Origin of the sequence: Streptomyces sp. NBC_01255 (assembly GCF_036226445.1) — a bacterium.
In the GTDB taxonomy this organism is placed as follows: domain Bacteria; phylum Actinomycetota; class Actinomycetes; order Streptomycetales; family Streptomycetaceae; genus Streptomyces.
Genome location: NZ_CP108474.1, coordinates 1,583,846 through 1,609,005, shown reverse-complemented (window position 1 = coordinate 1,609,005; position 25,160 = coordinate 1,583,846). Strand labels below are relative to the sequence as shown.

The following is a 25,160-nucleotide window of genomic DNA, read 5'->3' as shown; positions in this document are numbered from 1 at the left end:
CCTTGTCCGGGTGGCGGAATGGCAGACGCGCTAGCTTGAGGTGCTAGTGCCCTTTATCGGGCGTGGGGGTTCAAGTCCCCCCTCGGACACCGAAGAGAAATGCCGGTCGATCTCGAATCGACCGGCACTTCTCGTTTTCCACAGGCCGGGCGAGCGGCCGGGACGCCCGATGGCGCCCGGCGCCTATCCTGGGGGAGTGATCGAGAACCTTCCCCCGTGTCCCCAGTGCTCCAGCGAGTACACGTACGAGATGAACAACCTGGTGGTGTGCCCGGAGTGCGGCCACGAGTGGGTTCCGGCCACCGACGGCGCGACGGACGGTGACGGTACGGACGCGGCCGGCGAGCGCGTGATCAAGGACGCCGTCGGCAACGTGCTCACCGACGGCGACACGGTGACCGTCGTGAAGGCTCTCAAGGTCAAGGGCAACCCGTCGGGCATCAAGGCGGGCACCAAGGTACGCAACATCCGCCTGGTCGACGGCGTCGACGGCCATGACATCGACTGCAGGATCGACGGCTTCGGCGCGATGCAGCTCAAGTCCAGCGTGGTCAAGAAGGCCTGAAGCCAGGCCGTCGCGGCGGCGACGGCTCGGTATGCGGGGGACCGGGCGGGTGCCTTCGAAAGGGGCGGGCGGGGTGACGCCACGGAAGCGCCCACACCGTCCGCCCCGCGGACATCTCCTTCCAGGAGACCACCCCCACCCCTTCTGGGGTGGAGCGATCCCCTGACAGGCCGGGCGACCCCGGTGGCGGTTATCGCTTCCGGGCCACCACCAGGCGGCAGTGGGGGCTGTCGTCCTCTCGTCTGCCCAGGGGCTCGATCGGGATCAGGGAGACCTCGAAGCCTGCTTCTTCCAGGCGGGTGCGGACGTCCGCGAGGCGGAAGGTGCGGTAGTACATGACGAACCTCGGGCGCCACAGGGCGTTCCGGACGCGCATCGTGGCGTCGAAGCCCCACAGCGTCCAGTAGAGGCGCGAGCCGACCCGGGGTGGGGCCGGGAGGGGGAAGGAGAAGGTGCCGCCGGGGCGGAGTGAGGCGTGGACCTGGGTGAAGAGGGTGCGCTGGTCGTCCGGGACGAAGTGGCCGAAGGCGCCGAAGCTGACGGCCAGGTCGAAGACCGGGGCGAACGGCAGGGCCAGGGCGTCCGAGCGGACCAGGGTGGCCGTGGGGTGGGCGCGGCGGGCCCGGGTCAGCATGCCCGTACTGAAGTCGACGCCCGTGACGCGGCCCGCGCACACGGAGCGGAGGACGCCGAGTCCGGCGCCGGTGCCGCAGCAGACGTCGAGCCCCGAGTCGAAGGGGCCGAGCTCCTCCAGGGTGTCGGCCACTGCGCTCAGGAGGCGGTCGGAGGTGCGGAAAGGAGTCGCGTCGAACTTGTTCGCGAGCAGGTCGTAACCGTGCTCGACCGAGGAGAGGGCCTGGACGGTCAGCTCGCGGAGGCTGGGGCCCTGCGGGGTGAACATGGTTCCGAGCCTATGCGGTCATCGCCCCTGAGCGTCAGAGCGCACTGCGTACGGGGGGCGCCGGGGGCACGGACCAGGCCGGGGCGATTCCCGTCAGCTGGCAGGCGAGCAGGTACAGGGGGATCGGCGGTGTGTAGGGGGAGGTGCCGTCGGGGTGGTGGACGAGGCGGGGGCCGCGGTCCGGGACCTCGGCGCCCGGTGCGTAGCAGGCGGGCAGCGGCCAGGTCAGGTCCAGGTCGGAGCCGGCCGGGACGAGCCACCACCACCAGTCGGTGTCGGCGTAGACGCAGCCCTTGGCGGGGAGGCGGGAGAGGATCTTGAAGCCGAAGCGGGCCGGGACGCCGACGGCGTCGCAGCCGAGGCCCGTGTACAGGCCGGCGGGGACGGTCAGGCGGGTCGCGCCGAGTTCCGGGGAGTCGAGGGTGCCGGAGCCGGGCGACGTGGAGCCGAGTGTCCTGCCGTGCGGTCCCCTGGGCTCCGAGGCGCCGCCCTGGCGCGGGACGGTCGGGTTCTCCGGGGGCCTGCGGGCCGACCGGGGGATCAGGAGGGTGGCCACCGACCTCAGCACGGTTCCCCCATGCCGTGGGCGAGCTCCGCCCAGACGATCTGCGCCGTGCCGTGCCCGGTGCGGTCGGCGCCCCAGGCGGTGCACAGCGCGTCGACTATGAGGAGTCCGCGGCCGCGTTCGTCCTCGCCGCAGTCGCGCATCCGCGGCCCCGCAGGCCCGCCCTCGTCGCGTACCGCTATGCGCAAGGTGTCCTCGCCCTCGCGGAGTTCGCAGATCACCCGGTTGCTCGCGGTGTGGACGACGGCGTTGGTGACGAGTTCGGAGACGACCAGGGCGACCGTGTCGCGTATGCCGGGGCCGCAGCCCCACAGAATGAGCCGCTCCTCCGCGAGGCGGCGGGCCCGCGCCACCGAGGCGGTCAGGGCGGGGAGCTCGAACGCGAAGCGGCGTACGTCGTCGGTGCGGATACCGGTATCGGTCAGGGGTTCCGGGCGCTGGGCCATGACTCGAGGGCTCATGAGACCTGAAGGCTGCGCGTTACCAGAAGCCACGACCGGTTCCTCACAACAGTGGGCAGGACTGCCGTACGGCGCTGCCCCCGTGGCGCGGTGGCGCACGACGGCAGCGTGTACTGGTTCACCGGAACACTGTCCTCCTGACTCGGACACTTGGCAAGTGGCACTCTGAAAATTGCAGAGTGCCGTGTTCTCTCTGGCCCGGCTTCGTGGCACACTCGTCGAAACAGTGCGTCGGGGAGGTCTGAGAGTGAGCGAGCCGCGGTCCGCCCCCACGGTGGGACAGGTCGTTCTCGGCCGGCGTCTGCAGGATCTGCGGGAGCGCGCCGGCCTGAAGAGGGAAGAGGCCGCCAAGATCCTCCGGGTGGCCCCGGCCACCGTCCGGCGCATGGAGACGGCCGAGGTCGCACTGAAGGTTCCGTACGTACAACTCCTGCTGAAGGAGTACGGGATCACGGAGGCCGAGGCGGAGGGGTTCGTCGCCCTCACGGAGGAGGCCAACCTCCCGGGCTGGTGGCAGCGGTTCCACGACGTGCTGCCCGGCTGGTTCTCCATGTACGTGAGCCTGGAGGGGGCGGCCAGCCTGATCCGGGCGTACGAACCCCAGTTCATCCCCGGTCTCCTGCAGACCGAGGCCTACGCCCGAGCCATTCTGCGCAGCGGGGCGGTCGGCGCCAGCGATGCCGGCAATGACGAGGACGCCGAGCGTCATGTAGCCCTACGGATGGAGCGCCAGTCCCTGCTGACGCGGGAGGACGCCCCGAAGTTCTGGGTGATCATGGACGAGACGGTGTTCCGCCGACCGGTCGGTGACGGGCCCGAAGTGATGCGCGACCAGCTGGACCGGCTGCTCGAAGCGTCCGAGTTGCCGAACGTCACCCTGCAGATCGCGGAGTTCGCGTCCGGCCACCACCCCGGCACCTACGGACCGTTCGTCCTCTTCCGCTTCGCCATGCCCGAACTCCCCGACATGGTCTACAGCGAGTACCTGACCGGCGCCGTCTACCTCGACGCGCGCCCCGAGGTGGCATCCCACCTGGAGGTCATGGACCGCATGGCGGCTCAGGCCGCGACTGCACAACGCACGAAGGAGATCCTCCGGGATCTCCGCAAGGAGCTGTGAATGGATCGCATATACAACGGCATGCCCGCCGCTGAGCTCGGTGCCGACGGCTGGCACAAGCCCTGGAGCGGCGGGAACGGGGGCAACTGCGTGGAGGCCATGAAGCTGGCCGACGGCAGAGTCGCCGTGCGACAGTCCGCAGACCCTGAAGGACCCGCGCTCATCTACACCCACGGGGAGATCGCCGCTTTCATCCAGGGGGCCAAATCCGGTCAGGCTGACTTTCTGCTCACCTGACCCTTCCGCCTCGCCCGCTCCGTCGCGTAACTCTTGCTGAAGTGCCACTCGTTCGTCCCGACCAGGAGAGCCGATGACCCAGGACCCCGCATCCGTACGGATCGACACCAGCAAGCCGCATCCGGCGCGCATGTACGACTGGTTCCTGGGCGGCAAGGACAACTACCCGGTCGACGAGGCCATGGCGAAGCAGCTGCTCACCGTCGACGCCCGGGGCCGGGACATGGCCCGCGTCAACCGGGCCTTCATGCACCGCGCCATCCGCTGGCTCAGCGCCCACGGCGTCCGGCAGTACCTGGACGTCGGTACGGGCATCCCGACCGAGCCCAACCTGCACCAGATCGCGCAGGGGGCCGCGCCGGAGTCCCGCATCGTCTACTGCGACTACGACCCGATCGTGCTCGCGCACGCGGCCGCCCTGCTGCGCTCGACCCCGGAAGGGGCCACCGAGTACATCCAGGCGGACGCCCGCGAGCCCGAGATCATCCTCGAAAGGGCCGGAAAGGTCCTTGATTTCGACAAGCCCATCGCTCTGTCGATGCTCGCCCTGCTGCACTTCGTCGGGGACGAGGACGGGGCCTACGACCTGGTCGCCAAGCTCGTCGACAAGCTCGCCCCGGGCAGCTACGTCGTCCTCTCCCACGTCACCGGGGACTTCGACCCGGAGGGCGCGGCGAAGGCGAGCGCCATGTACAAGGCGCGCGGCCTGACCCTGCGGCCCCGCTCGCGCGACGAACTCGCCGCGTTCTTCGAGGGCCTGGAGCTCGTCGAGCCGGGTGTCTCGCTCACCGCCGAATGGCACCCGGAGCTGGGCGAGCCCGTCCCGGTCCAGGGAGACGACCCGATCCCGGGGTGGGCCGCCGTGGCCCGCAAGCCCTGACGAGATACCGGAACAGCGCGGCGCGGAGGCCCGCGGACCGAGAGTCCGCGGGCCTCCGCTTGCGTCCTGGTGTCCGGCTGAGGGCGGTCAGGGGGCGAGCAGCGTGACGCGGAAGCTCCGGGCCCGGCTCACGTTCCCGGCCGCGTCGATCGTGCGGTACTCGACCGTGTGCGTGCCGTAGTCCGGGGTGGCGTCGTCCCACGGCACCGCCCGGCTCCGGCCGAGCTTCCCGTACACGAGATCGTCGATCACGGTGCCGCTCGGCGAGAAGCGGAAGGGCGCGTCGGCGTCCGTCGGCCAGCCGTAGTACGTGTACCAGCCGTCGCCGTCGACCCGGAACTGGCTCACCACGGCGCCGTCCTGGTCGTCGCGCGCGGTCAGTCGCATCGTGAACGGCCCGTCGTAGACGTACTCGACGGGGAGGCCGGGACGCCGCACGGTGCGCAGTGGCGCGGACAGTTCGTACGAGGACGAGGCCGGACGGGCGTCGATCGTCCAGCGCAACTCCTCGTCCGTGCCCGGGATGCGGGCCGTCAGCCGGTGCGTACCGGGTGTGAGGTTCAGTGAACCCAGGTCCAGGTCACGGTCGTTGCGGCCCTTGCTGCCGGCCGGGTGGACGGGGCGGCCGTCCAGGCGCCACTGCACGGCGGGAGTGCGGTCCGTCGGGTGCGTGGTGTCCGCGTGGACGACCGTTCGGGCGCCGACCGGGTCCCTGGTGGGGGTGTGACCGGTGAACGCGGCCGCCACCGGCGCCTCCCGCGTGGTGAGCGAGGTGTCCACGGTCCAGCCGACCGTGCGGGTGAGCGCCGTGGAAGCGCGGACCGCCGGGTCGCGCACGAAGGGCGTCGGGTCGGTGACCGTCGCCGTGAGGGTGTGCGTGCCGGGGGAGAGGCCCAGCCTCCGCAGGTCGATCGTGCGCGCACCGCGGGTGGTGAGCGCGTGCCCGTCCAGCCGCCAGGTCACGGCGAGTTCACCGCCGACCGGGTGCAGGGTGTCCACCCATACGGTCCGGTCCGCGCCGAGCGGCGTGGTGTTCGGTGTGTGGTCCTGGATCAGGTTGACCTTCGCGGAGATCGCCCGGACCATCACCTCGCGCTCCACCTGGTCGAAGGCGTAGCCGAGGGTCTTCATCAGGGAGTGCCGGCTGGGCCGCCAGACGCCCTTCGTGCTGTACAGGCCGCCCTCGTGGCGGCCGATGACCCCGCCCGACTCGCTCTCCTCGCCGAGCCAGCGCCACCACTTGGCGCGCTGCTCCCGCATCTGATCTTCCGTCAGAAGGGTGTGATGCGTGGAGCCGGGCTCCGGTCCCGAGTAGGTCTCGCCCGGCACGCCGCGTGCGTAGTAGTCGTACTCGTCCTGGAGGCCGCCGAGCGAGTGGCCTATCTCGTGCGGGGTGATGAGGGAGGACAGGGCGTTGCCGCCGGACGCCGTGGCGTAACTCCCGCCCGCGCCGCCGTAGGTGGAGCTGTGGGCGAGGGCGACGATCTGCCGATTGGCGCGGCTCGTGCCGGGGACGAGATCGGCGAGCGCGCCTGCCTTCGCGCTGTCGACGGTGAGCAGTCGCTGCACGCTGTCCGGGTTGCAGCCGCCCCAGAAGCCCATGTCGAGCGCGGTGTCGCGGGCGGGGGCCGCCAGGCCCGGGTCGCAGTCCACCCCTGACTCGGCCGAAGGGGCCTCCACCGCCCACACGTTGACGTACGAGCGGTACGAGGCGAAGGGCTCGATGCTCCACAACGTGTTCAGATGCCGTTCGAGGTCGGCCCGGAAGGCCGGCATCTCCGCGGCCGTGTAGCCGTCGCCCATGAACACCAGGTTGAACCGCCGGTCCGCGGGTCCGGTCGTCTGGACGGGGACGACGACCGGACCACCGGCCGTCGTCGGGGTCTCGGCGGCCGCCGGTCCCGTGCCCACGAGTCCGACGGCCAGCAGACAGACCGCGACGAGGCGGGCCAGGCCTCTCCGTGCTCCCTTGCGACGCTGTGAGGTCATGGGGCGCGAGCCTAGGCCGCGCCCCCGATCCCGTAAAGATGTTCGCCAGCCGCACTGCATCACGACGGATCCGTGAACGCTCCCCGTCGGTTCAGTGCCGGTCGGCCATGCTCAGTGCCGCAGATAGGCCAGACCGGCGTGCTCCGCCGTGTAGTTCTCCACCAGGCGCCGGGCCACCGACACCGAGTCGACCAGCGGATGCAGCGCGAACGCCTTGACCGCCGTCGCCCGCGAGCCGCTTTCCACCGCGGCGAGCACCTCCCGCTCCACCGCCTTCACGGCTGTCACGAGACCCACGGCGTGGTACGGCAGCGGGGCCACCGACACCGGATGGGCGCCGTTCGCATCCACGAAGCAGGGGACCTCGATCACGGCGTCCGCGTCGAGCGCGGCGAGCGTGGAGCCGTTGCGCACGTTGAGGATCAGCGTGGTCCGCTCATCGCGCGCGACCGCCCTCATGAGGGCGAGCGCCACCTTCTCGTAACCGCCCGACTCCAGGTCCTCCTCGTCGCGTTCGCCGATGCCGGCGGCCTCGCGGTTGGCGGCCATGTAGGTGGCCTCACGGTCGGCGAGCGTCCGGTGCCAGGTGTCCAGGGCGGGCGTGTCGGGCTTGCCCATCTCCTCGTAGAAACCGGCCTGTTGGTCGCGCAGATAGGCGCCGCGGGTGCGCTCGGCGGTCCGATAGGCGTGCACGGCCTCGCGGTTGAAGTAGTAGTAGTGCAGGTACTCGTTGGGGACGGCGCCGAGCGAGCGCAGCCACTCCGGGCCGAACAGCCTGCCCTCCTCGAAGGAGCCGAGCGCCTCCTCGTCGGCGAGGAGGCGGGGGAGTTCGTCGCGGCCGCCGATCCGCAGACCGCGCAGCCAGCCCAGGTGGTTGAGGCCCACGTAGTCGATCCACGCCTCGCCGGGGTTCGCGCCGAGGACGCGGGCGACGCGACGGCCCAGGCCCACGGGCGAGTCGCAGATGCCGACGACCCGGTCGCCGAGGATCCGGGACATGGCCTCCGTCACGAGCCCGGCGGGGTTGGTGAAGTTGATGACCCAGGCGTCCGGGGCGAGTTCGGAGACCCTGCGGGCGATGCGCTCCGCGACGGGCACGGTCCGCAGGCCGTACGCGATACCGCCCGCCCCGACGGTCTCCTGGCCGAGCACCCCCTCCGCGAGCGCGATCCGCTCGTCCGCCGCCCTGCCCTCCAGGCCGCCGACCCGGATCGCGGAGAACACGAAGTCGGCCCCGCGAAGCGCCTCGTCGAGGTCGGACGTCGCTGTCACCACGGGCGCGTCCGGCACCCCTTGGCCCTGCTCCAGGAGCACCCTGGCGATGGCCGAGAGACGGCCCTCGTCGAGGTCGTACAGGGTGACGTGGGTGACCCGCCCCTGGCCGTGGTCGCCGAGGAGGGCGCCGTACACCAGCGGCACCCGGAATCCGCCGCCTCCGAGAATCGTCAGTTTCATGCCCGTACGCTACTCGGGCGCACCTGCCCGGCAGCGGGACGACGGGCGGGCGTCCACGGAGCCGTCCACATGCCGGGCGCGGGGCCCGTGCGCCGCTGGGGGAGAATGGCGGCATGTCCCGACGCAAGACCCGTCCCCGTACGTCCCCGGCGGCCGCCGCCGCCCGGGCCGTCACCGCGGACTCCCCCTGCCCCTGCGGCCTCGATGCCGCGTACGGCGCGTGCTGCGGCCGTTTCCACAGCGGAACGGCGGGCACGGCGCCGACGGCGGAGCTGCTCATGCGCTCCCGCTACAGCGCCTTCGTCGTCCGCGACGAGGCGTACCTGCTGCGCACCTGGGCACCGGAGACCCGCCCCGGCGACGTCGACTTCGACCCGGCACTGCGCTGGACCGGCCTGGAGATCCAGGAGACCACCGACGGCACCGCCTTCCACCAGCACGGCACCGTCACCTTCGCGGCGGCCTACGTCCACGGCGGCGAGCCCGGCGCGATGCGCGAGCGGAGCCGCTTCGCCCGCCACGAGGGTGCCTGGGTGTACGTGGACGGCGACGTCACCGACTAGGGACGGCGAGGCCACCGCGCGACAGGACGGCGAGGCCACCGCGCGACAGGACGGCGGCGTCACCGCGCGACAGGACGGCGGCGTCACCGCGTGGCAGGGCGGCGGCGTCACCGCGTCACGGATACCGTGCGGTCGTCCCCCGACCGCCCCGCCGGGAGTCCGCTCGCCAGGTCCTCGGCGACGACCTTCTTCGCGATGGCGTCCGTCGCCACCCGCAGCTCGGGGCCGCTCGGCCGGCCGCGCTCCTGCTCGATCCGGTCGGAGAGCCAGTCGCCCCAGGCCCGGGTGATCACCCCCGCCTCGCGCTCGCCCGCCGGGGTGTGCGAGAACAGGTTGCCGTCCCGGGTGAGGAAGCCCTCGTCGACCATCCGGTCGAAGACCGGCACGAGCACCTCGGGCGGCACCCGCCGCCCGGCCGCGATCAGGCCGAGGCTGGCGTGCCCGACCGTCCGGGTGAAGAGCTCGACCTGCATCACCGCCCAGGCTCCCGCCGTGTCGAGCCGGGTATCGGACGAGCCGACGATCCTCCGGGCGGTGTCGAGGTCGATGCGGCGCAGGATCCGGCCCACGGACAGTTCGAGGAGTTTCGCCGAGTCGCCGGACATGGTGGGGGAGGCGAAGCCCTCGCCCATGTCCGGTGCGGCGGCACGGGCCGAGTCGCGGAGCGTCACCTGCTTGAGGAAGAGGGCCACGACGAACCCGATCGCGGCGACCGGCACCGTCCACAGGAAGACGGTGTGGAGGGTGTCCGCGTAGGCGTGCACGATCGGTTCCGCGACCTCGTCGGGCAGGCCGTGCACCCCGGCGGGGCTCTGCGCGGCCTGCTCCAGGCCGGCCGGGTCGATGCCGAGGCTCCCGGCGATCGCCGCCGCCTCGGCGACCCCCGCGGTCAGGTTGGGCGTGAGGGCGTTGACGTAGATGGTGCCGAAGACGGCCGTGCCGAAGGCGCTGCCGAGCGTACGGAAGAAGGTGACGCCCGAGGTCGCGGTGCCGAGGTCGGCGTACTCGACGGTGTTCTGCACGGCGATCGTCAGGACCTGCATGCACAGGCCGATGCCGACGCCGAGCACGAACATGTAGAGCGACTCCAGCCAGGTGCCGGTCTCCGGCCCCATGAGTGACAGGAGATAGAGCCCGATGCCCATCACCAGACAGCCGACGATCGGGAAGATCCGGTACTGGCCCGTCTTGCTGACGACGTTGCCGCTGAAGATCGAGGCGATCAGCAGCCCGACGACCATGGGGAGGGTACGGATGCCGGAGACGGTCGCCGAGTCCCCGTCGACGTACTGGAGATAGGTCGGCAGGAAGGTCATCGCGCCGAGCATGGCGAAGCCCACGACGAAGCTCAGCACGGAGCAGACGGTGAAGACCGGGTTGGCGAACAGCCGCATGGGCAGCATGGGTTCGGCCGCCCGGGTCTCCACCCAGCAGAACAGGGCGAGCGACAGGAAGCCGCCGACGAACAACCCGATGATGACGCCGGACGTCCACGCGTACTCGTTGCCGCCCCAACTCGTCGCGAGGATCAGGGCGCTGGAGCTGGCGGCGACGAACGCGATGCCGGCGTAGTCGATGACGGGTCGGCTCGCGGAGCGTACGGAGGGGATCGTGCGGGCGGCGGCGATCACGACCAGGATCGCGATGGGGACATTGACGTAGAACGCCCAGCGCCAGCTCAGATGGTCGGTGAACAGTCCGCCGAGAAGCGGGCCGATGACGGTGGAGACACCGAACACGGCCCCGATCGCGCCCTGGTACTTGCCGCGTTCGCGCAGTGGGATCACATCGGCGATGAGCGCCATCGAGGTGACCATGAGGCCGCCGGCGCCGATGCCCTGGAGACCGCGCCAGACGATCAGCAGCGTCATGTTCGTGGCGAGCCCGCAGAGGAACGAGCCGGTGATGAAGATGATCGCCGAGATCTGGAAGATCACCTTGCGGCCGAAGAGGTCGCCGAACTTGCCGACGAGGACGGTCGCGACCGTCTCGGCGAGCAGATAGGCCGTGACCACCCACGACATATGGGCCGCGCCGCCGAGATCCGAGACGATCGTGGGCAGGGCGGTGCCGACGATCGTCTGGTCGAGGGCGGCGAGAAGGACGCCCAGCATGATCGTGCCGAACACGATGTTGCGGCGGCGCTTGTCGAGCACGGGTGGCTCGGTCGTGGCGGCCGGGGGCGCGGGCACTGCGTCGCTGGTCGTGGTCACCTTCGCAGCGTCACACCGCCACCGGCCTCGTGCATGCGGGGGACGGCCGAACAGGTGTACTGGATCAGGGGGTGACGGGCAGTTGGGGATGGTGCTTGGCGAGGATCTTGTTGGCGCGCGCCAGCGCCGCGAGGGCGTGCTCGCGGTCCGCCCGGTCCTCCGCACAGAGCGGCCCCCGGAACCGGTACACCTCGCGCGCCGCGCAGTCCGCGTCGACCTCGGCCTGGAGGACGTGCAGCGGGAGACAGGCGCCGATCAGTGCGGCCACGCTGTCGGGGATCGGTACGGGGACGAGGGGCGAGGGAGAGGCGATCACGGGGCAGTCCTTGTGAGTCCGGGGAGGGTGCGGAGTGTCTCCACCTCCATACGTACCGGATCGCGGTTCGGGTTCCGGCACGGGGCTGTCGCGACGGCGTGACGCCGGGAGGCCCGGTGGGCGGGGAAGGCGACCGGCGGGGGAGCGGGAGGGGTGCCCGGCGACCGGCACGCCTGGATGCGTTCCCGCAGGTGCGGGGGTGGTCGGCGGCTCCTGCGCGGCACGGCGGAGCCCGTCCATCGAGAAGGCGTTCGTCGAACATCTTCTCGATAAAGGGGTGTTGGGCGGAGGAGGCGGACCGCGGAATGTGAACCATCTCACTCGCGGTTCCGGTGGCTTCCGCCGACAGCGATTCCGTGCGTGTTCGTCGTGTTCGACGGGCGCTACGAGAGGATCTCCGTCAGGTCGTACGAGACGGGCTCGTCCAGCTGCCCGTAGCCACAGGACTCCGGCGTCCGGTCCGGGCGCCAGCGCTTGAACTGGGCCGTGTGGCGGAAGCGGTCGCCCTCCATGTGGTCGTACCCGACCTCGCACACCCGCTCCGGCCGCAGCGCCACCCACGACAGGTCCTTCTTGCCCGACCAGCGGCTCGGCGCACCCGGCAGCCGGGCGCCCTCGTGCGCGGACTCGTCCGTCCACGCCGCCCACGGGTGGCCGTCCGGCGGATCCATGCGCAGCGGTTCCAGCTCCTCGACGAGCTCGGCGCGCCGGGCGGCGGTGAAGGCCGCGCACACGCCGACGTGCTGGAGGACGCCCCTGTCGTCGTACAGGCCGAGCAGCAGCGAACCGACCACCGGTCCGCTCTTGTGGAAGCGGTAGCCGGCCACGACCACGTCGGCCGTCCGTTCGTGCTTGATCTTGTACATGAGACGGGCGTCCGGCCGGTACGGCAGGTCGAGCGGCTTGGCGATCACCCCGTCGAGCCCGGCGCCCTCGTACTGCTCGAACCAGCGGGCGGCGACCTCGACGTCCCGGGTCGCGGGTGCCAGATGGACCGGGGCGTCGACCCCGTCGAGGACCCGCTCCAGGGCCGCCCGCCGCTCGCTCATCCCCACGTCCAGCAGCGAATCGTCCCCGAGGGCGAGCAGGTCGAAGGCGACGAACCGCGCCGGAGTGGTCTCCGCGAGCATGCGGACCCGGGAGTCCGCCGGATGGATGCGCTCGCTGAGCCGGTCGAAGTCGAGGTGGCCGTCGTGCTCGATCACGATCTCGCCGTCGACCACGCAGCGCTCCGGCAGCCGGGTCGCCAGCGCCTCGACCAGCTCGGGGAAGTACCGGGTCAGGGGCTTGCCGGTACGGCTGCCGATGACGAGCTCCGGCCCGTCGCGATGGACGATGGCGCGGAAGCCGTCCCACTTCGCCTCGTACTGCATCCCGGGCGGAATCCGCTTCACCGACTTGGCGAGCATCGGCTTCACGGGCGGCATCACCGGCAGATCCATGGGGCCGATTGTCCGGTATGCGCGACTTGTCGGCGAACCCTAGGCTGACCGGCATGGCAGGCAAGGCAGCAGCGATGGAACTGGAAGTCGGCGGCCGGACCGTGCGGGTCTCGAACCCGGACAAGGTGTACTTCCCCGAACCCGGCTACACCAAGCTCGACATGGTCACCTACTACCTCACCGTCGGAGACGGCATTACCCGCGCCCTGCGGAACCGGCCCACCACCCTGGAGCGCTACCCCGACGGGGTGACCGGCGAGTCCTTCTTCCAGAAGCGGGCCCCGAAGTACCTGCCCGACTGGATCCCCACCGCCCACATCACCTTCCCCAGCGGCCGGTCGGCCGACGAGATGTGCCCCACCGAGCCGGCCGCCGTGCTCTGGGCCGCCAACCTCGGCGCCGTCACCTTCCACCCCTGGCCGGTACGGCGGGAGGACACCGACCACCCCGACGAGCTCCGCATCGACCTCGACCCGCAGCCCGGCACGGAGTACGCAGACGCCGTCCGTGCCGCCCACGAGCTGCGCTCCGTCCTCGATGAGCACGGACTGCGCGGCTGGCCGAAGACCTCGGGCGGCCGCGGGATCCACGTCTTCGTACCGATCGTGCCCGACTGGACCTTCACACAGGTCAGAAGGGCCGCCATCGCCTGCGGCCGGGAGCTGGAGCGACGCATGCCGGAGCAGGTCACCACGAAGTGGTGGAAGGAGGAGCGCGGGGAGCGGATCTTCGTCGACTACAACCAGACCGCCCGGGACCGGACCATCGCCTCCGCCTACTCGGTACGTCCGCGCCCGCACGCGCCCGTCTCGGCGCCGCTGCGGTGGGACGAGATCGACGACGCCGTGCCGCGCGACTTCGACATCAGGACGATGCAGCTCCGGTACGCCGAACTCGGCGACGTCCACGCCGATATGGACGGCGAGCGGTTCAGCCTGGAGTCCCTGCTCGAACTGGCCCGGCGGGACGAGGCGGAGCACGGGCTCGGCGACCTGCCGTATCCGCCGGAGTATCCGAAGATGCCGGGCGAGCCGAAGCGGGTCCAGCCGAGCCGCGCGAAGAAGGAGCCGTCCGAAGAGGCGTGACAAGGCGGCCGGCCCGTTCCGGGTGGGGGCCGGTCCGCCCTGCCTCTCCGATCCTAAAACAACACGAACGGTCGTGCTAACATTTTTGACACATCCTGGCCGACCGAGGAGATCCGGCATGTACCCGATGGCTCCGCTCGTACGCACCGTTCTGAACCTCGCCGCCCGCGTCGCCCCGGGACCGGCCGGCCGCCTGGCCTTCCACCTCTTCGTCCGCCCGCTGGGCCGGGCCCGGCAGCGGCCCGAGGAGCAGACACTCTTCGCCGCCGCCCGTACGGAACGCCTCCACGTCCGGGGCAAGGACGTCGTCACGTACGCCTGGGGCGACGGGCGCCGGCCCGTCCTGCTCGTCCACGGCTGGTCCTCGCGCGCCTCACGGCTCACCGCCTTCGCCGAGGCCCTGCTCGAACGCGGCTACAGCCCGGTCGCCTTCGATGCTCCGGGCCACGGCGAGTCCTCGGGCAAGGCGAGCAACATCATCGAATACCGCGCCGTCATCAAGGAGTTGCATGCCCGGCATGGGGACTTCGACGCCGTCGTCGCCCATTCCTTCGGCGTCCTCGCCACCCACCTCGCCCTCCGCGACGGCGTCCGCGTCGGCCGCTTCGTGGGGCTCGGCGGCGTCGGCTCCTTCACCATGCTCCTTGCGGGCTTCCGGGCCGGCTTCGGCGTGGACGAGCTGGTGATCCGGCGTATGCGCGCCCACGTCGAGCGACGGGTCGCGCCCGGCGAGCCCGGGATCTGGGATCGGCTCGACGCCGACCGGGCAGCCGCCGAACTCGCCCTCCCCGTCCTGCTGTTCCACGACGAGGGCGACGACATGGTCCCGGTCGTCCAGGCACGCCGGCTGGCCCGCGCCCACGGCGACCGGGCCCGGCTCGTCGTCACCCGGGGCCTCGGTCACCGGCGCATCCTGACGGACCCCGGAGTCGTGGCCGAGGCCGTGGAGTTCGCGACCGCCGGATCCGAGCCGGAGCCGGCGGTCACGGCGCCCGAGGGCAGGACCGCGCCCGAGGACAGGATCGCGACAGGCTGAGTCAGCTCACCGGCGTGGTGATCACGGCCGAGTTGTTGTTCGGCCTGGGGTCAGGCGTGTCACTGGTCGCGAAGACGGCGTTGGTGACGGCGTTGACGACGCCTCCGGCGCCGCTGGCCGAGCGGACCTTCACCGCGATCGTGACGGTGGCGGCCCCGCCCCTGGCCACGGTGCCGAACGAGCAGGTCACGGTGTCCGTGGTGCCGGTCGGCGGGGTGTCGCAGTGGCCCGTGGACGGGCTCGCGGAGGCGTAACGGACGGAGGCCGGGAGCTGGTTCGTGAGGACCACGTTCTCCGCGGCGGTCGGACCGTAGTTGTGGACGCGGACGGTGTAGGTCAGCGTCCCGCCGTTGGCGACCGGCTCAGGGCCGGCCGTGATCGACGTGGCCAGGTCGGCCGACGTCTGGTGGACGGCGACGGTGTGATTGTCGCCGACGGCGATCGCGGTGGCGCCTTCGAGGAACCGAGTGCAGGGAGCGGTCTGGCCGTGAGTGCAGACCCGGACGGGCGAGATGCGGTCGGTCGTGGTGCCGTCTCCGAGCTGGCCGCTGATGTTGGCGCCCCAGCCGACGACGGAACCGTCCTCGAGCAGGGCGATGCTGTGCCCGTTTCCGGCGGCCACCTGCACGACCTTGCCGAGCGGCGTCGTACAGGTCGCGTTCCCGCAGGCCCGCCCTGGGACGGTGCTGTGCCCGGCGGTGTTCCCGTCGCCCAGCTGGCCCGACGCGTTGGTCCCCCAGGCGAGGGCGGTGCCCGGCGGGCCCGTACGGATGTCCCGCCCGCCCGCGCTGTCGGCGTACGCGGGGGACGGGACGACAGGCCGAGACCGGGCAGCACCAGGGCGGCGGCCAGCGAGGTGGCCAGGGCGGCCATCGCGGAGAGTGGTCTTCGAAGACCGGTCCTCCTGCGGGCGCCGGGACGGGTGTCCGAGACGGACATACGCGCTCCTCTCACGGGGCGGACCGGACCGCGGGCGGGATCGCCGAGGGCTCCGGCCGACGCGCTCACCATGGGCGCGCGCCCCGTCGCGTACGCGTGAGCGACACCCGGCCTTCACCTGATCAGTTCCCGGGCAGGAGTCGGGTGGACGGCCCGGGGTGCGGAGACCGGTGGGACGTGAGAGGAAAGACTCTTGGGGCGAGGAAAAGGGGAGGCGGTGATCAGGCCGGATCCGCGAGTGCCGCGCGGCCCCGGTCCGTGGCCGAGGAACGCAGCCGGGCCGTGACGCCCCGCTCGGCGCGGCCGTACGCGCGGGTGTCGCCGAGCAGCACGGACTGCGCGTTGGCCGCCTCCATGAGGGCGATCACCTCGAAGGCCAGCTGCTCCACGTCCAGGTCCTCGGTGAAGTCGCCCACCGCACGGGCCTCCGACAGGGTCCGCTCCATGTACGCGTTCCAGTCGAGGCGGGCGCGGGCCACGGCGTCGTGCACCGGACCCGTACGGGCATCGAACTCGGCCGAGACCGCGTAGAAGAAACAGCCGCCCGAGAAGACCCGCCCCGAGGAGTACGTGAGCCAGTTCCGGCACAGGGCGCGCACGCGCGATGCCCCCGGCGGCACGTCCTTCAGGGGGGCGACGACCTGCTCGGCGAAGACGGCGACGGCGGCTCTGATGGTGGCGAGCTGGAGCTCCTCCTTGGAGCCGAAGAGCGCGAAGACGCCGCTCTTGCTCAGCTCCAGCTCGGTCGCGATCCGGCCGAGGGACAGGCCTTCGAGGCCTTCGACGGACGCGATGTCCATGGTCCGGCCGAGGACGAGGCGTCGCGTCTGGTTGCCGCGCTCGACACGTCCGTCCGTCTTGGTGCCCGTGCCGGATCCTGTGGCCGTGCCGGTGCGGGTACCCGTGGTGCTTCCGGTGCTGCCGCTCATGCCCCCCATCGTACTGAACGCACGACCGTGCGGAAATCTCCGCGCACGTGCGTGCCGAACCCTGCGGGGTCAGGCGCGGAAGGCGGCGGCGTGGGCCGTCGCCCACTGGGCGAAGCTCCGGGGCGGACGGCCGAGGACCTCCTCGACGGCCGGCGTCACCTCGGCCACCGACGCGGGCACGGTCGCCCACATGTGCAGCATGAAGTCGATGCCCTCCTCGGGCCAGCCCTCGGCCCGCCACCGGTGACGGGCCTCGCCGTCGGTCAGCTCGGTGAAGCGGAGCTCGCGGCCGGTCGCCGCCGCGAGCGCGGCCACCTTGTCGGCCGGCGTGAGCGCCTCGGGCCCCGTCACGACGAGCCGCCGTCCCGCGTGGCCGCCCCGCACGAGCAGCTCCGCGATCACGTCGGCGACGTCCGCCTCGTCGGCCGAGGCGGTCCTGCGCCCCCCGTACGGTTCGCGGACCTCCGCCGTGGCGCGAACGGTGTCCGCCCACCCCAGGGTGTTGGCCATCAGGTCGATCGGCCAGACGAACGTCCACTCCAGGCCGCTCGCCCGGACCGCCCGCTCCAACTCGCCGCCCTCGTCCGGGGCGAGGACCGTCAGCCGCCGCACGCCCGCCGCGGCGGCCATCGCCATGAGCTGCGTTCCGGTCCGCAGCGGGGCGTGGTCGTAGCCGGTGGTGCCGAGCAGGTGTACGGCGGAGGCCCCGTCGAGGGCGGCCTCCAAGGTCCCCGGGTCGGTGAGATCGCCGCCCGCCACCTCCACGTCCCCGGGCAGACCGTTCGCCCCCGCCGGGGTACGGGTCAGGGCCCGCACCTTCCGCCCCTCGCGCCGGAGCCCCTCGACCACCCGGCGCCCCAGGGTCCCCGTCGCACCGGTCACCAGAATCGTCACGTCGCTCACTCCTCGTCCGCACGGGGCGGCGAGGCTTCGTCCGCGCCGCCGCACGCGACGAACGCTAGGCGCCAAGTAGGACGGATCGTGACCTACTTGGCGGGGGTGTCAGGCGCCGTCAGGCGCGGTCAGGCGCCGTCAGGCGCGGTCTCCGGGGTCCCGCCGTTCCGTCGGGGCCAGGAGCAGGACCTCCAGCGCCCTGGCGCACTCGCGCGCCTGCGCCAGGTACCAGTCGAGCCGCGCGTCGGTGATCAGTTCCGGCGTCGCGCGGACCGCGAGCGCGAACCGCGCGTGCCCCGCCCGCTCCAGGACCGGCACGGCCACGGTCCGCACCCCGTGGGCCGACTCGCCGTCGTTGAGGGCGTACCCCGCCTCCCGCACGCGGGCCAACTCGGCGGTCAGGGCCGGAGGTTCGACGATGGTCCGCTCGGTGAACGCGGGCAGCGGCGGCAGGGAGCGGGGGCCGCCCTCGCCCGCGCGGGGCCAGGCGAGCAGCACCTTCCCGAGCGCCGTGGAGTGCAGGGGCCGGCGCAGGCCGACCTTCGGCGTCACCGAACCGCCCGCCACGATCACCACGTGCGGGCCGCTGCGCAGCGCCAAGTCGGCGGTCGCGCCCGTCCGTTCGGCCAGATCGGCCAGCTCGGGCGTGGCCAGGTGCAGCCCCCGCTGGTGGTACGAGAGCCGGCCCAGCTCGGTCATCGCCGGACCGAGCCGGTAGCGGGCGGTCCGGGCGTCCTGCTCCAGGAATCCCGCACCGAGCAGGGTCCGCGCCAGCCGGTGCGCCGTGGAGGTGGAGAGCTCGAGCCGGCGTGCGAGGTCGGAGGCGCTCAGATCGGGCCCGTTGTCGTGGAAACAGTGCAGCACGTCCAGGGCGCGGCGGACCGCCTGGGCGCCCGCCGGGGGTCGGGCGATGCCGGCCTCGGTCGTCATAGAGTTCGCTCCCCGTGGGTGATCGGGCTCCCACGCTCCCACATGGCGGGAGCCGAATCAGGTGGGGGACGCGGTCGGAAACACTCTGTTCATACGCAATCCCACATCGTGGGAGCCGAGTTGTGACGGTCGGAACTTCCGTGGCAGGGTTCCGGCCAACACACCGCAGCGGCGACGACGCGAAGGGAGCAGGCCCGTGATGAACGGACGACGTACCGCACGCTCCACGCCCGCCGCCCCTCCCGAGGCTCCCGCGCTCACCCGGCGCCGCCACATCGACCTGGCGCGCGTCGCCGCCGCGACCTGTCGCTGACCTGTCGCTGAGCCGTCCGTACGCCGTCGCCCCGCGCACACCGTCACCGGCTTGCCACCACACCGGTACGTGGTTCGCGCCGCGGCGCGCTCGCCGCGCTACTCCTGACTCCCGCTGAAACGGGTCCTTTCCGCTGCGACCGGTGACCTGTGACTTGCGTACGGTCTCCCGTCCGCCTCCCGTCCCCTGCGCCGCGTTCCTGACCTGCGTACTCGCCTCCACCACGCCGCTGAGCGGCCCGGCGCCCCTGTGCGCCGCCGGCCCCACCACACCCCGGGAATCCCGCCATGACCCCTGCCCGCGTCCCCGACACGCTCTGGTTCACCCGTTGCCCCGTCCCCACCGCCACCGGTGTCGCCGCCGACCGCGGCTGGCTGGCCGGGGAGTTCGCCCCGGACGGGATCGCCGTCCGTTCCCTCCAGGACGCCGAACCCGGCGCCGACCGCGCCGCCCACTTCACCCACGCTCTTCCCGGGCTCTTCCGCGAGGGCGGCAACGTGCCCGCGCTGTGGGCCCGTTCACGCGGCGAGCGCACCCGGCTCGTCGGCCTCACCTGGATCGAAGAGCGCCAGACCGTACTCGTCGGCCCCGGCTCACCGGTCCGTGGCGCCGCCGCCCTGCGCGGCCTCCGGCTCGCCGTGCCCCGCCACTCCGTGCCGATCGACTTCTGGCGGGCCATGGCCGTGCGCGGCTTCGAGGGCGTCCTCGCCTCGGCGGGGTACGGGCTCACGGACGCCGTCCTCGTCGACGTACCGGCCGACGGCCACTCCGGTCAGTGGGCGGCCGAGCTGGCCGCACTGCGCCGGGGCGAGGTCGACGCCGTGTACGTGAAGGGAGCCCTCGCCGTCGAGGCGGCCCGCCGCGCCGGAGCCGAGGTCGCCGTGGAACTCGACGAGCTCCCCGACCCCGCGCACCGCGTCAACAACGGCACCCCGCGCCCCCTCACCGTGCACCAGGACCTCCTGGACGAGCATCCCGAGCTGGTCGCGCGCTTCCTCGCCGTCCTGCTCCGCGCCGCCGACTGGGCCGCCGACGAGCCCGCCGAGGTCGCCCGCATCCTCGGCGCCGAGACCGGCGCGGGCGCCGAGGGTGTCGCCGGCGCCTATCGGCCCGGCATCCACCGCACCCTCCACCCGGACCTGTCGGCCACCCGACTCGACCTCCTCGCCCGCCAGGAGGAGGCGCTGCGCGCACACGGCTTCCTGCCCGAGGCCGTGGACGTACGGGCCTGGGCCGACCCGGAGCCGCTCCGCCGAGCCCGGCTCCTCGCCTCCGCCAGCGGGCAGCGATCGCCGCACCCCGTCCCGTAACCGCCGAGCCCCGCCCCCGCCCCTTCCCCGCCCCCCGACCCGACTCCGAGAAGGACGACCGTCATGCGCCCACTCACCCCGCTCGCCGCTCTGGCGGCCCTCGCCGCCCTCTCCACCGTCACCGCCTGCGGCGGCGCCACGGGGACGGAGGCGTCGAAGGGAACGAGCGGAACCGTCACCGTCCGCATCCCCGACCCCGGCAACGCGGGCGTCCTCGCCCGCGGCAAGAAGGACGGCAGCCTCGACAAGGCGCTCGCCGCCGTCGGCGCCAAGGTGGCCTGGACCGGCAGCGCCGGCCCCTTCGCCCCCGCCGCCCAGGCCATGAACGCCGACCAGCTCGACATCGCGACCGGCTCCATCACCTCCGGCATCACGTCCCTCTCCCAGAGCCCCGGCTTCGCCTTCTTCACGGCCACCGACCCCGACCCCGTCGGCGAGGGCATCCTCGTCCGCGAGGGCTCGGACATCGCCTCCGTCAAGGACCTCGTCGGCCGCAAGGTCGCCGTCAACAAGGGCGGCACCGGCGAGTACCTGCTGCTCAAGGCCCTCGCCCGGGCAGGCGTCCCCGCCGACAAGGTCGAGCGGGTCTATCTGCGCCCCGACCAGACGGCCGCCGTCTTCAACGCGGGCCAGGTGGACGCCTGGGCCGTCTGGTCCACCTACGCCGTCGCCGAGATCGGCTCCGGCAAGGCGCACTTCGTCGCCGACGGCACCGCGATCGACTCCGACAACTACAGCCTCAACGCGGTCCGTTCGGACTTCGCCGCGCAGCACCCCGAGGTCGTGAAGGCGCTCTACCGCTACCTCCACGAGAACAGCGCCAAGGAGAAGAGCGACCCGGCCGCCTATCTCAACGTCTTCACCGACGCCGGTCCCACGGCCGTCAACGGCAAGGCCAAGGAGGTCCAGATCGGCTTCACCCGCAAGGGAGGCACCGTCGATCCGATCGGCGCCGAGGACATCAAGCGCTTCGAGACCGTCGCCGGGTTCTACGCCGACCAGAAGGTCACGCCGAACAAGGTCGACATCGCCGCCCATCTCCTTGACATCGAGAAGCTGTCATGACGAGCGTGACGGCCCAGGCGACCAAGGCGGACCAGGCGGCCGAAGCGACCGAGGAGGTCAGGGCGAGCGAGGAGCCCAAGGCGACCACGACGGCCACCGGACTCGTCGCGCCCCGCCCGCCCGTCAGGCGCCCCCGCTCCCGCGCCCGCTCCCTCACCGTCCGCGCCCTCGGCCCGGTCGCCCTCCTCACCCTGTGGTGGATCTCCTCCGCCACCGGCCTCCTCACCCCCGACGTGCTCGCGTCTCCGCCCCAAGTCATCAAAGCCGTAGGGGAGTTGTGGGGGAACGGTCAGCTTCCGGACGCGCTCGCCACGTCCCTCACCCGCTCGGGCATCGGGCTCGTCATCGGCCTCGCCGCCGGGCTCACCCTCGGCATCACCACCGGCTTCACCCGGCTCGGCGACGAGCTCCTCGACTCCTCCCTCCAGACCCTGCGGACCATCCCCTTCCTCTCCCTCGTCCCGCTCTTCATGGTGTGGTTCGGCATCAACGAGACCGCGAAGATCCTGCTCATCGCCGTCGCCACCACCTTCCCCATGTACGTCTCCGCCTCAGGCGGCGTCCGCAACACCGACCGCAAGCTCGTCGAGGCGATGCGCAGCTTCGGCCTCGGCCGCCTCGCGATCGTGCGCCAGGTCGTCCTGCCCGGCGCGCTGCCCTCGCTGCTCGCCGGACTCCGGCTCTCCATGACGCTGAGCGTGATCGCGCTCATCGCCGCCGAGGAGATCAACGCCACCGAAGGCATCGGCTACTTGATGTCCCAGGCCCAGAGCTACGCCCGCACCGACATCCTCGCCGTCTGCATCCTCGTGTACGGACTGCTCGGCCTCACCGCCGACGTCCTCGTCCGCGGACTGGAGCGGATCCTCATGCCCTGGCGCACGGCGGGCCCCGGAGGAGGAACCCGATGAGCACGTCCACGTCCACAGCCCCAGCCACAGCCGTACGGGTACGGGGCCTGCGCCGCGTCTTCGGCACCCGCCCCGTCCTCGACGGCCTGGACCTCACCCTCGCGCGCGGCGAGTTCCTCGCCCTGCTCGGGGCGAGCGGCAGCGGCAAGACGACCCTGCTGCGCATCCTCGGCGGCCTCGACGGCGCCGACGGAGGAGAGGCCCTCGTCCCCGCCGCCCGCACGATCGTCTTCCAGGAGCCCCGGCTCATCCCCTCCACGAAGGTCCTCGGCAATGTGACCGTCGGGCTGCCGCGCGGGGCGGCGACCAGGGCGACCGGCCTGCGGGCCCTCGCCGAGGTCGGCCTCGACCGACATGCCGACGCCTGGCCTGCCACCCTGTCCGGCGGCGAGGCCCAACGCGTCGCACTGGCCAGGGCGTTGGTACGGGAGCCCGAACTCCTGCTCCTCGACGAGCCGTTCGCCGCGCTCGACGCGCTGACCCGGCTCCGTATGCAGGACCTCGTCGGCGAGCTGCGCCGCGTCCACCACCCCGCGGTCCTGCTCGTCACCCACGACGTCGACGAGGCCGTACGCCTCGCCGACCGGGTCGCCGTCCTGCGCGACGGGCGGCTCGTCACCGACGTCCCCGTCGCCGTCGCCCGGCCCCGCGACCCCGGCGACCCCGCCTTCGTCGCCCTGCGCCGCCGCCTCCTCGCCGACCTCGGCGTCCACACGCCCGAGGGAACACCCCCCGCCGCCCCCGCCCCGCTCGAAGGAGCCCCCGCATGACCGTCACCATCGGTGTCCACCGCAGCAACCCCTCCCTCTACCACCTCTCCCGCCTCGGCTACGCGGAGCAGGAGCTCGCCGCCCTCGGCGAGACCGTGACCTGGCACCCGTACACCGACGGAGTCCGCACCGGGGCCTTCCTGGCCGACGGCACCATCGACTTCGGCGGCACCGGCTCCACGCCGCCCGTCACCGCGCAGGCCGCCGGCCACGACATCGTCTACACCGCCGTCTCCGCGCCCCGCCCCGACCACGGCGCCCTCCTCGTCCCCGACGACAGCCCGGTCCGTACCGTCGCCGACCTCAAGGGCGGCACCGTCCACCTCGCCGTCGGCTCCTGGCAGACGCATCTCGTCGCCAAGGCCCTGGACGACGCCGGCCTCTCGTACGCCACCGACATCACCCCCGTACGCGGCGACTCGGCCAGCGAGGCGAAGCTCCGCTCCGGTGAGATCACCGCCTGGGTCGCGCAGGGCGCCGAGCTCGCCGCCGCCCGCCGCGCCGGCGGACTGCGCACCCTGGTCCGCACCGGCGAGGTCATCACCGACCGGTCCGTCTTCTTCGCCCGCCGAGACCTGGCCGAGCAGCGGCCCGAGCTCGTCGAGGCGCTCACCCGCGCCCTCCGGCGGGCCGACGACTGGGCCGCCGCGCATCCGCGCGAGGCCGCCGAGATCGCCGCCGCCGACCAGGGCGGCACCGCGGACGACTGGGAGACCGCGCTGCGCGCCCTGCCCTGGACGATCGAGCCGGTCACCGAGGAGTTCATCGCCGAGCAGCAGCAGGCGGCGGACATCTTCCACCGCACCGGATTCATCGACCGCGCGATCACCGTCGCCGACGCGCTGCCCCGGAAGGCCTGAGCACCGTGACGACCCCCGCACCCGAAGTCCTCTGGTACATCATCCCGCGCGAAGGCGCCTACCCGTGGGAGCCGGCGGGCCGCCGCCCCGTCGACCTCGGCTACCTCGCGCAGCTCGCCGGAACCGTCGAACGCCTCGGCTACACAGGGGCGCTGCTCGCCACCGACCTCTACGACGTCTGGCCCCTCGGCTCCGCACTCGCGGCCTCCACCAGCACCCGCTTCAAGCCGCTGCTCGCCGTCCACCCGGGCCTGATCGCCCCGACCCTGCTCGCCAAGATGGCGCTCAGCTTCGACAACCTCTTCGACGGCCGGCTCCGCTTCAACGTGGTCAACGGCTCCACCGCCGCCCTGCGCGAGTACGGGCTCCACGTCGAGCACGACGAGCGCTACGCACTCAGCGCCGAGTACTGGTCGATCGTCAAGCGGCTCACGGCGGGGGAGGTCTTCGACCACAAGGGCCGCTTCTACGACCTCAGGAACGCGGGCGCCTCCTTCCGGGACCTCAGGCCCGTGCAGGAGCCGCACGTCCCGCTGTGGTTCGGCGGCTCGTCGGCGCCCGGCATCGAGATGGCCGCCGAGCACGTCGACGTCTACCTCACCTGGGGCGAGCCCCCGCACCTGCTGAAGGAGAAGCTCGACCACGTACGGGCCCGGGCCGCGGCCCACGGCCGTACCCTCCGGATCGGCCTCCGGCTCCACCTCATCGTCCGCGACACCGAGGACGAGGCCTGGGCGGCGGCCGACCGGCTGCTCGACGTCACCAGCGAGGCGACGTACGCCCGGCAGCTCGGCGAGCGGGCGGGCGAGGACGGTGTCGGCTGGCAGCGCCAGTTCCGGCAGCACGGCGGCCGGGTCCCCGCGCGGGCGCGCGAACTGGAGGTCCACCCGAATCTCTGGCCCGGCATGGGGCTGTTCCGGCCCGGTCCGGGAACGGCGGTCGTCGGGTCGACGGCCCAGGTCGTGGAGCGCCTCCAGGAGTACCGGGAGCTGGGCGTGGACACGTTCATCCTGTCCGGGAACCCGCTCCTGGAGGAGGCCTACCGGGTCGCGGAGACGGTCCTCCCGGCACTGGGTATCCGCCATTGATCGAACGTTGATGGCCTGTTTACGGCAGGCAGGCAACGTGTGGGTCATGCAGACGGATACCGACGTGCTGACCGCTCCCGACTTCTCCTGGCGTGAGAACGCCCTGTGCGCCCAGGCGGGCCCGGAGTTCTTCTTCCCGGCCCCCGGCTCGTCGACGCGCGAGGCCAAGCAGCTGTGCGGGGCGTGCGAGGGGCGCGTGGCGTGCCTGGAGTACGCACTGGCCCACGACGAGCGCTTCGGGGTGTGGGGCGGGCTCTCCGAAAAGGAGCGCGTGCGGCTCAAGCGGCAGCAGGGCAGCCGCTGAGCCGCACGCGCTCCTTTTC

27 protein-coding genes and 1 tRNA gene are annotated in these 25,160 nt (G+C 72.3%); 16 read left to right on the top strand and 12 right to left on the bottom strand.

Annotated features, from left to right (window positions below; all coding sequences use genetic code 11):
* The first annotated feature begins 4 nt into the window (after positions 1 to 4).
* Together OG357_RS06945 and OG357_RS06940 are read left to right on the top strand one after the other, a co-directional pair.
* A tRNA-Leu gene (locus OG357_RS06945) sits at positions 5 to 89 on the top strand.
* Positions 90 to 196: 107 nt separating this feature from the next.
* Positions 197 to 565, top strand: coding sequence for a zinc ribbon domain-containing protein YjdM (locus OG357_RS06940; RefSeq protein ID WP_329620301.1), 369 nt, complete (start codon positions 197 to 199; stop codon positions 563 to 565).
* A 190-nt stretch (positions 566 to 755) separates the two neighbouring features.
* Here OG357_RS06940 and OG357_RS06935 read toward each other — a convergent pair whose 3' ends face one another.
* Genes OG357_RS06935 through OG357_RS06925 form a run of 3 tightly spaced genes read right to left on the bottom strand, consistent with a single transcriptional unit; the run spans position 756 to position 2,477 of the window.
* The gene (locus OG357_RS06935; protein WP_329620300.1) at positions 756 to 1,466 is read right to left on the bottom strand and encodes a class I SAM-dependent methyltransferase; all 711 of its coding nucleotides are present in this window, start codon (positions 1,464 to 1,466) and stop codon (positions 756 to 758) included.
* Between the two features lie 34 nt (positions 1,467 to 1,500).
* Complete coding sequence (locus tag OG357_RS06930; RefSeq protein WP_443066637.1) at positions 1,501 to 2,034, bottom strand: hypothetical protein; 534 nt, start codon at positions 2,032 to 2,034, stop codon at positions 1,501 to 1,503.
* The gene (locus tag OG357_RS06925) at positions 2,028 to 2,477 is read right to left on the bottom strand and encodes an ATP-binding protein (RefSeq protein ID WP_329620299.1); all 450 of its coding nucleotides are present in this window, start codon (positions 2,475 to 2,477) and stop codon (positions 2,028 to 2,030) included. Before OG357_RS06925 ends, OG357_RS06930 begins: the two co-directional genes overlap by 7 nt.
* A gap of 262 nt (positions 2,478 to 2,739) precedes the next feature.
* Between OG357_RS06925 and OG357_RS06920 the strand changes: the two genes are divergently transcribed.
* The 3 genes from OG357_RS06920 to OG357_RS06910 all read left to right on the top strand — a co-directional run bounded on the left by OG357_RS06920 (position 2,740) and on the right by OG357_RS06910 (position 4,729).
* The gene (locus OG357_RS06920; protein ID WP_329620298.1) at positions 2,740 to 3,612 is read left to right on the top strand and encodes a helix-turn-helix domain-containing protein; all 873 of its coding nucleotides are present in this window, start codon (positions 2,740 to 2,742) and stop codon (positions 3,610 to 3,612) included.
* Entirely contained in the window at positions 3,613 to 3,849 is a 237-nt protein-coding gene (locus OG357_RS06915) for a DUF397 domain-containing protein (protein WP_055640502.1), read from the top strand.
* A gap of 73 nt (positions 3,850 to 3,922) precedes the next feature.
* Positions 3,923 to 4,729 (top strand): SAM-dependent methyltransferase, encoded by an 807-nt coding sequence (locus tag OG357_RS06910; RefSeq protein WP_329620297.1) that lies wholly within the window; start codon positions 3,923 to 3,925, stop codon positions 4,727 to 4,729.
* An 87-nt stretch (positions 4,730 to 4,816) separates the two neighbouring features.
* Here OG357_RS06910 and OG357_RS06905 read toward each other — a convergent pair whose 3' ends face one another.
* The gene (locus tag OG357_RS06905) at positions 4,817 to 6,718 is read right to left on the bottom strand and encodes a M64 family metallopeptidase (RefSeq protein WP_329620296.1); all 1,902 of its coding nucleotides are present in this window, start codon (positions 6,716 to 6,718) and stop codon (positions 4,817 to 4,819) included.
* A 111-nt stretch (positions 6,719 to 6,829) separates the two neighbouring features.
* Positions 6,830 to 8,173, bottom strand: a complete 1,344-nt coding sequence (locus OG357_RS06900) for a 6-phospho-beta-glucosidase (protein WP_329620295.1) — start codon at positions 8,171 to 8,173, stop codon at positions 6,830 to 6,832.
* A gap of 113 nt (positions 8,174 to 8,286) precedes the next feature.
* Here OG357_RS06900 and OG357_RS06895 point away from each other — a divergent pair, with 113 nt between their 5' ends.
* Positions 8,287 to 8,736 (top strand): YchJ family protein, encoded by a 450-nt coding sequence (locus OG357_RS06895; RefSeq protein WP_329620294.1) that lies wholly within the window; start codon positions 8,287 to 8,289, stop codon positions 8,734 to 8,736.
* Positions 8,737 to 8,843: 107 nt separating this feature from the next.
* Here the strand turns inward: OG357_RS06895 and OG357_RS06890 are convergent, their stop codons facing one another.
* From OG357_RS06890 to OG357_RS06880, 3 genes are all read right to left on the bottom strand, one after another.
* A complete protein-coding gene (locus tag OG357_RS06890; RefSeq protein WP_329620293.1) occupies positions 8,844 to 10,949 on the bottom strand; it encodes an MDR family MFS transporter in 2,106 nt (701 codons plus the stop codon).
* A 64-nt stretch (positions 10,950 to 11,013) separates the two neighbouring features.
* Positions 11,014 to 11,265, bottom strand: a complete 252-nt coding sequence (locus tag OG357_RS06885) for a hypothetical protein (protein WP_024761539.1) — start codon at positions 11,263 to 11,265, stop codon at positions 11,014 to 11,016.
* A 383-nt stretch (positions 11,266 to 11,648) separates the two neighbouring features.
* Complete coding sequence (locus OG357_RS06880) at positions 11,649 to 12,707, bottom strand: ATP-dependent DNA ligase (protein ID WP_329620292.1); 1,059 nt, start codon at positions 12,705 to 12,707, stop codon at positions 11,649 to 11,651.
* Positions 12,708 to 12,760: 53 nt separating this feature from the next.
* Between OG357_RS06880 and ligD the strand changes: the two genes are divergently transcribed.
* Together ligD and OG357_RS06870 are read left to right on the top strand one after the other, a co-directional pair.
* Positions 12,761 to 13,792 carry a non-homologous end-joining DNA ligase gene (gene ligD / locus OG357_RS06875; protein ID WP_329620291.1) on the top strand — a complete coding sequence of 344 codons (1,032 nt, stop codon included), beginning with the start codon at positions 12,761 to 12,763 and terminating at the stop codon, positions 13,790 to 13,792.
* 118 nt (positions 13,793 to 13,910) lie between these two features.
* Entirely contained in the window at positions 13,911 to 14,828 is a 918-nt protein-coding gene (locus OG357_RS06870) for an alpha/beta hydrolase (RefSeq protein WP_329620290.1), read from the top strand.
* Position 14,829: 1 nt separating this feature from the next.
* On the opposite strand, the gene OG357_RS06865 is transcribed toward OG357_RS06870, so the two are convergent.
* From OG357_RS06865 to OG357_RS06850, 4 genes are all read right to left on the bottom strand, one after another.
* Positions 14,830 to 15,885: a hypothetical protein gene (locus tag OG357_RS06865; RefSeq protein ID WP_329620289.1), complete on the bottom strand. Its 1,056-nt coding sequence runs from the start codon at positions 15,883 to 15,885 to the stop codon at positions 14,830 to 14,832.
* 103 nt (positions 15,886 to 15,988) lie between these two features.
* Complete coding sequence (locus OG357_RS06860) at positions 15,989 to 16,696, bottom strand: TetR/AcrR family transcriptional regulator (protein ID WP_329620288.1); 708 nt, start codon at positions 16,694 to 16,696, stop codon at positions 15,989 to 15,991.
* Positions 16,697 to 16,765: 69 nt separating this feature from the next.
* Complete coding sequence (locus OG357_RS06855; RefSeq protein ID WP_329620287.1) at positions 16,766 to 17,590, bottom strand: NAD(P)H-binding protein; 825 nt, start codon at positions 17,588 to 17,590, stop codon at positions 16,766 to 16,768.
* Between the two features lie 138 nt (positions 17,591 to 17,728).
* Positions 17,729 to 18,520, bottom strand: coding sequence for an IclR family transcriptional regulator (locus tag OG357_RS06850; protein WP_329620286.1), 792 nt, complete (start codon positions 18,518 to 18,520; stop codon positions 17,729 to 17,731).
* Between the two features lie 199 nt (positions 18,521 to 18,719).
* Here OG357_RS06850 and OG357_RS06845 point away from each other — a divergent pair, with 199 nt between their 5' ends.
* From OG357_RS06845 to OG357_RS06810, 8 genes are all read left to right on the top strand, one after another.
* Positions 18,720 to 18,833, top strand: coding sequence for a putative leader peptide (locus OG357_RS06845; protein WP_329620285.1), 114 nt, complete (start codon positions 18,720 to 18,722; stop codon positions 18,831 to 18,833).
* Positions 18,834 to 19,120: 287 nt separating this feature from the next.
* Positions 19,121 to 20,143, top strand: coding sequence for an ABC transporter substrate-binding protein (locus tag OG357_RS06840; RefSeq protein ID WP_329620284.1), 1,023 nt, complete (start codon positions 19,121 to 19,123; stop codon positions 20,141 to 20,143).
* A gap of 63 nt (positions 20,144 to 20,206) precedes the next feature.
* A complete protein-coding gene (locus tag OG357_RS06835) occupies positions 20,207 to 21,208 on the top strand; it encodes an ABC transporter substrate-binding protein (RefSeq protein ID WP_329620283.1) in 1,002 nt (333 codons plus the stop codon).
* A complete protein-coding gene (locus OG357_RS06830) occupies positions 21,205 to 22,119 on the top strand; it encodes an ABC transporter permease (RefSeq protein ID WP_329620282.1) in 915 nt (304 codons plus the stop codon). Before OG357_RS06835 ends, OG357_RS06830 begins: the two co-directional genes overlap by 4 nt.
* Positions 22,116 to 22,889 carry an ABC transporter ATP-binding protein gene (locus tag OG357_RS06825; protein ID WP_329620281.1) on the top strand — a complete coding sequence of 258 codons (774 nt, stop codon included), beginning with the start codon at positions 22,116 to 22,118 and terminating at the stop codon, positions 22,887 to 22,889. Before OG357_RS06830 ends, OG357_RS06825 begins: the two co-directional genes overlap by 4 nt.
* Positions 22,886 to 23,749, top strand: coding sequence for an ABC transporter substrate-binding protein (locus OG357_RS06820; RefSeq protein ID WP_329620280.1), 864 nt, complete (start codon positions 22,886 to 22,888; stop codon positions 23,747 to 23,749). The genes OG357_RS06825 and OG357_RS06820 overlap by 4 nt, the downstream gene beginning before the upstream one ends.
* A 5-nt stretch (positions 23,750 to 23,754) precedes the next feature.
* Positions 23,755 to 24,837: an LLM class flavin-dependent oxidoreductase gene (locus tag OG357_RS06815; protein ID WP_329620279.1), complete on the top strand. Its 1,083-nt coding sequence runs from the start codon at positions 23,755 to 23,757 to the stop codon at positions 24,835 to 24,837.
* A 46-nt stretch (positions 24,838 to 24,883) separates the two neighbouring features.
* On the top strand, positions 24,884 to 25,141 hold the full coding sequence (locus OG357_RS06810) for a WhiB family transcriptional regulator (protein ID WP_329620278.1): 258 nt from the start codon (positions 24,884 to 24,886) through the stop codon (positions 25,139 to 25,141).
* Positions 25,142 to 25,160 lie beyond the last annotated feature (19 nt).

Bases quoted from the DNA above. Each gene is read 5' to 3' on its own strand.
- OG357_RS06935 (WP_329620300.1), bottom strand. From the start codon at position 1,466: ATGTTCACCCCGCAGGGCCCCAGCCTCCGCGAGCTGACCGTCCAGGCC.
- OG357_RS06925 (WP_329620299.1), bottom strand. From the start codon at position 2,477: ATGGCCCAGCGCCCGGAACCCCTGACCGATACCGGTATCCGCACCGAC.
- OG357_RS06915 (WP_055640502.1), top strand. From the start codon at position 3,613: ATGGATCGCATATACAACGGCATGCCCGCCGCTGAGCTCGGTGCCGAC.
- OG357_RS06910 (WP_329620297.1), top strand. From the start codon at position 3,923: ATGACCCAGGACCCCGCATCCGTACGGATCGACACCAGCAAGCCGCAT.
- OG357_RS06905 (WP_329620296.1), bottom strand. From the start codon at position 6,718: ATGACCTCACAGCGTCGCAAGGGAGCACGGAGAGGCCTGGCCCGCCTC.
- OG357_RS06900 (WP_329620295.1), bottom strand. From the start codon at position 8,173: ATGAAACTGACGATTCTCGGAGGCGGCGGATTCCGGGTGCCGCTGGTG.
- OG357_RS06895 (WP_329620294.1), top strand. From the start codon at position 8,287: ATGTCCCGACGCAAGACCCGTCCCCGTACGTCCCCGGCGGCCGCCGCC.
- OG357_RS06880 (WP_329620292.1), bottom strand. From the start codon at position 12,707: ATGGATCTGCCGGTGATGCCGCCCGTGAAGCCGATGCTCGCCAAGTCG.
- ligD (WP_329620291.1), top strand. From the start codon at position 12,761: ATGGCAGGCAAGGCAGCAGCGATGGAACTGGAAGTCGGCGGCCGGACC.
- OG357_RS06870 (WP_329620290.1), top strand. From the start codon at position 13,911: ATGTACCCGATGGCTCCGCTCGTACGCACCGTTCTGAACCTCGCCGCC.
- OG357_RS06860 (WP_329620288.1), bottom strand. From the start codon at position 16,696: ATGAGCGGCAGCACCGGAAGCACCACGGGTACCCGCACCGGCACGGCC.
- OG357_RS06850 (WP_329620286.1), bottom strand. From the start codon at position 18,520: ATGACGACCGAGGCCGGCATCGCCCGACCCCCGGCGGGCGCCCAGGCG.
- OG357_RS06845 (WP_329620285.1), top strand. From the start codon at position 18,720: ATGAACGGACGACGTACCGCACGCTCCACGCCCGCCGCCCCTCCCGAG.
- OG357_RS06840 (WP_329620284.1), top strand. From the start codon at position 19,121: ATGACCCCTGCCCGCGTCCCCGACACGCTCTGGTTCACCCGTTGCCCC.
- OG357_RS06835 (WP_329620283.1), top strand. From the start codon at position 20,207: ATGCGCCCACTCACCCCGCTCGCCGCTCTGGCGGCCCTCGCCGCCCTC.
- OG357_RS06830 (WP_329620282.1), top strand. From the start codon at position 21,205: ATGACGAGCGTGACGGCCCAGGCGACCAAGGCGGACCAGGCGGCCGAA.
- OG357_RS06825 (WP_329620281.1), top strand. From the start codon at position 22,116: ATGAGCACGTCCACGTCCACAGCCCCAGCCACAGCCGTACGGGTACGG.
- OG357_RS06820 (WP_329620280.1), top strand. From the start codon at position 22,886: ATGACCGTCACCATCGGTGTCCACCGCAGCAACCCCTCCCTCTACCAC.
- OG357_RS06810 (WP_329620278.1), top strand. From the start codon at position 24,884: ATGCAGACGGATACCGACGTGCTGACCGCTCCCGACTTCTCCTGGCGT.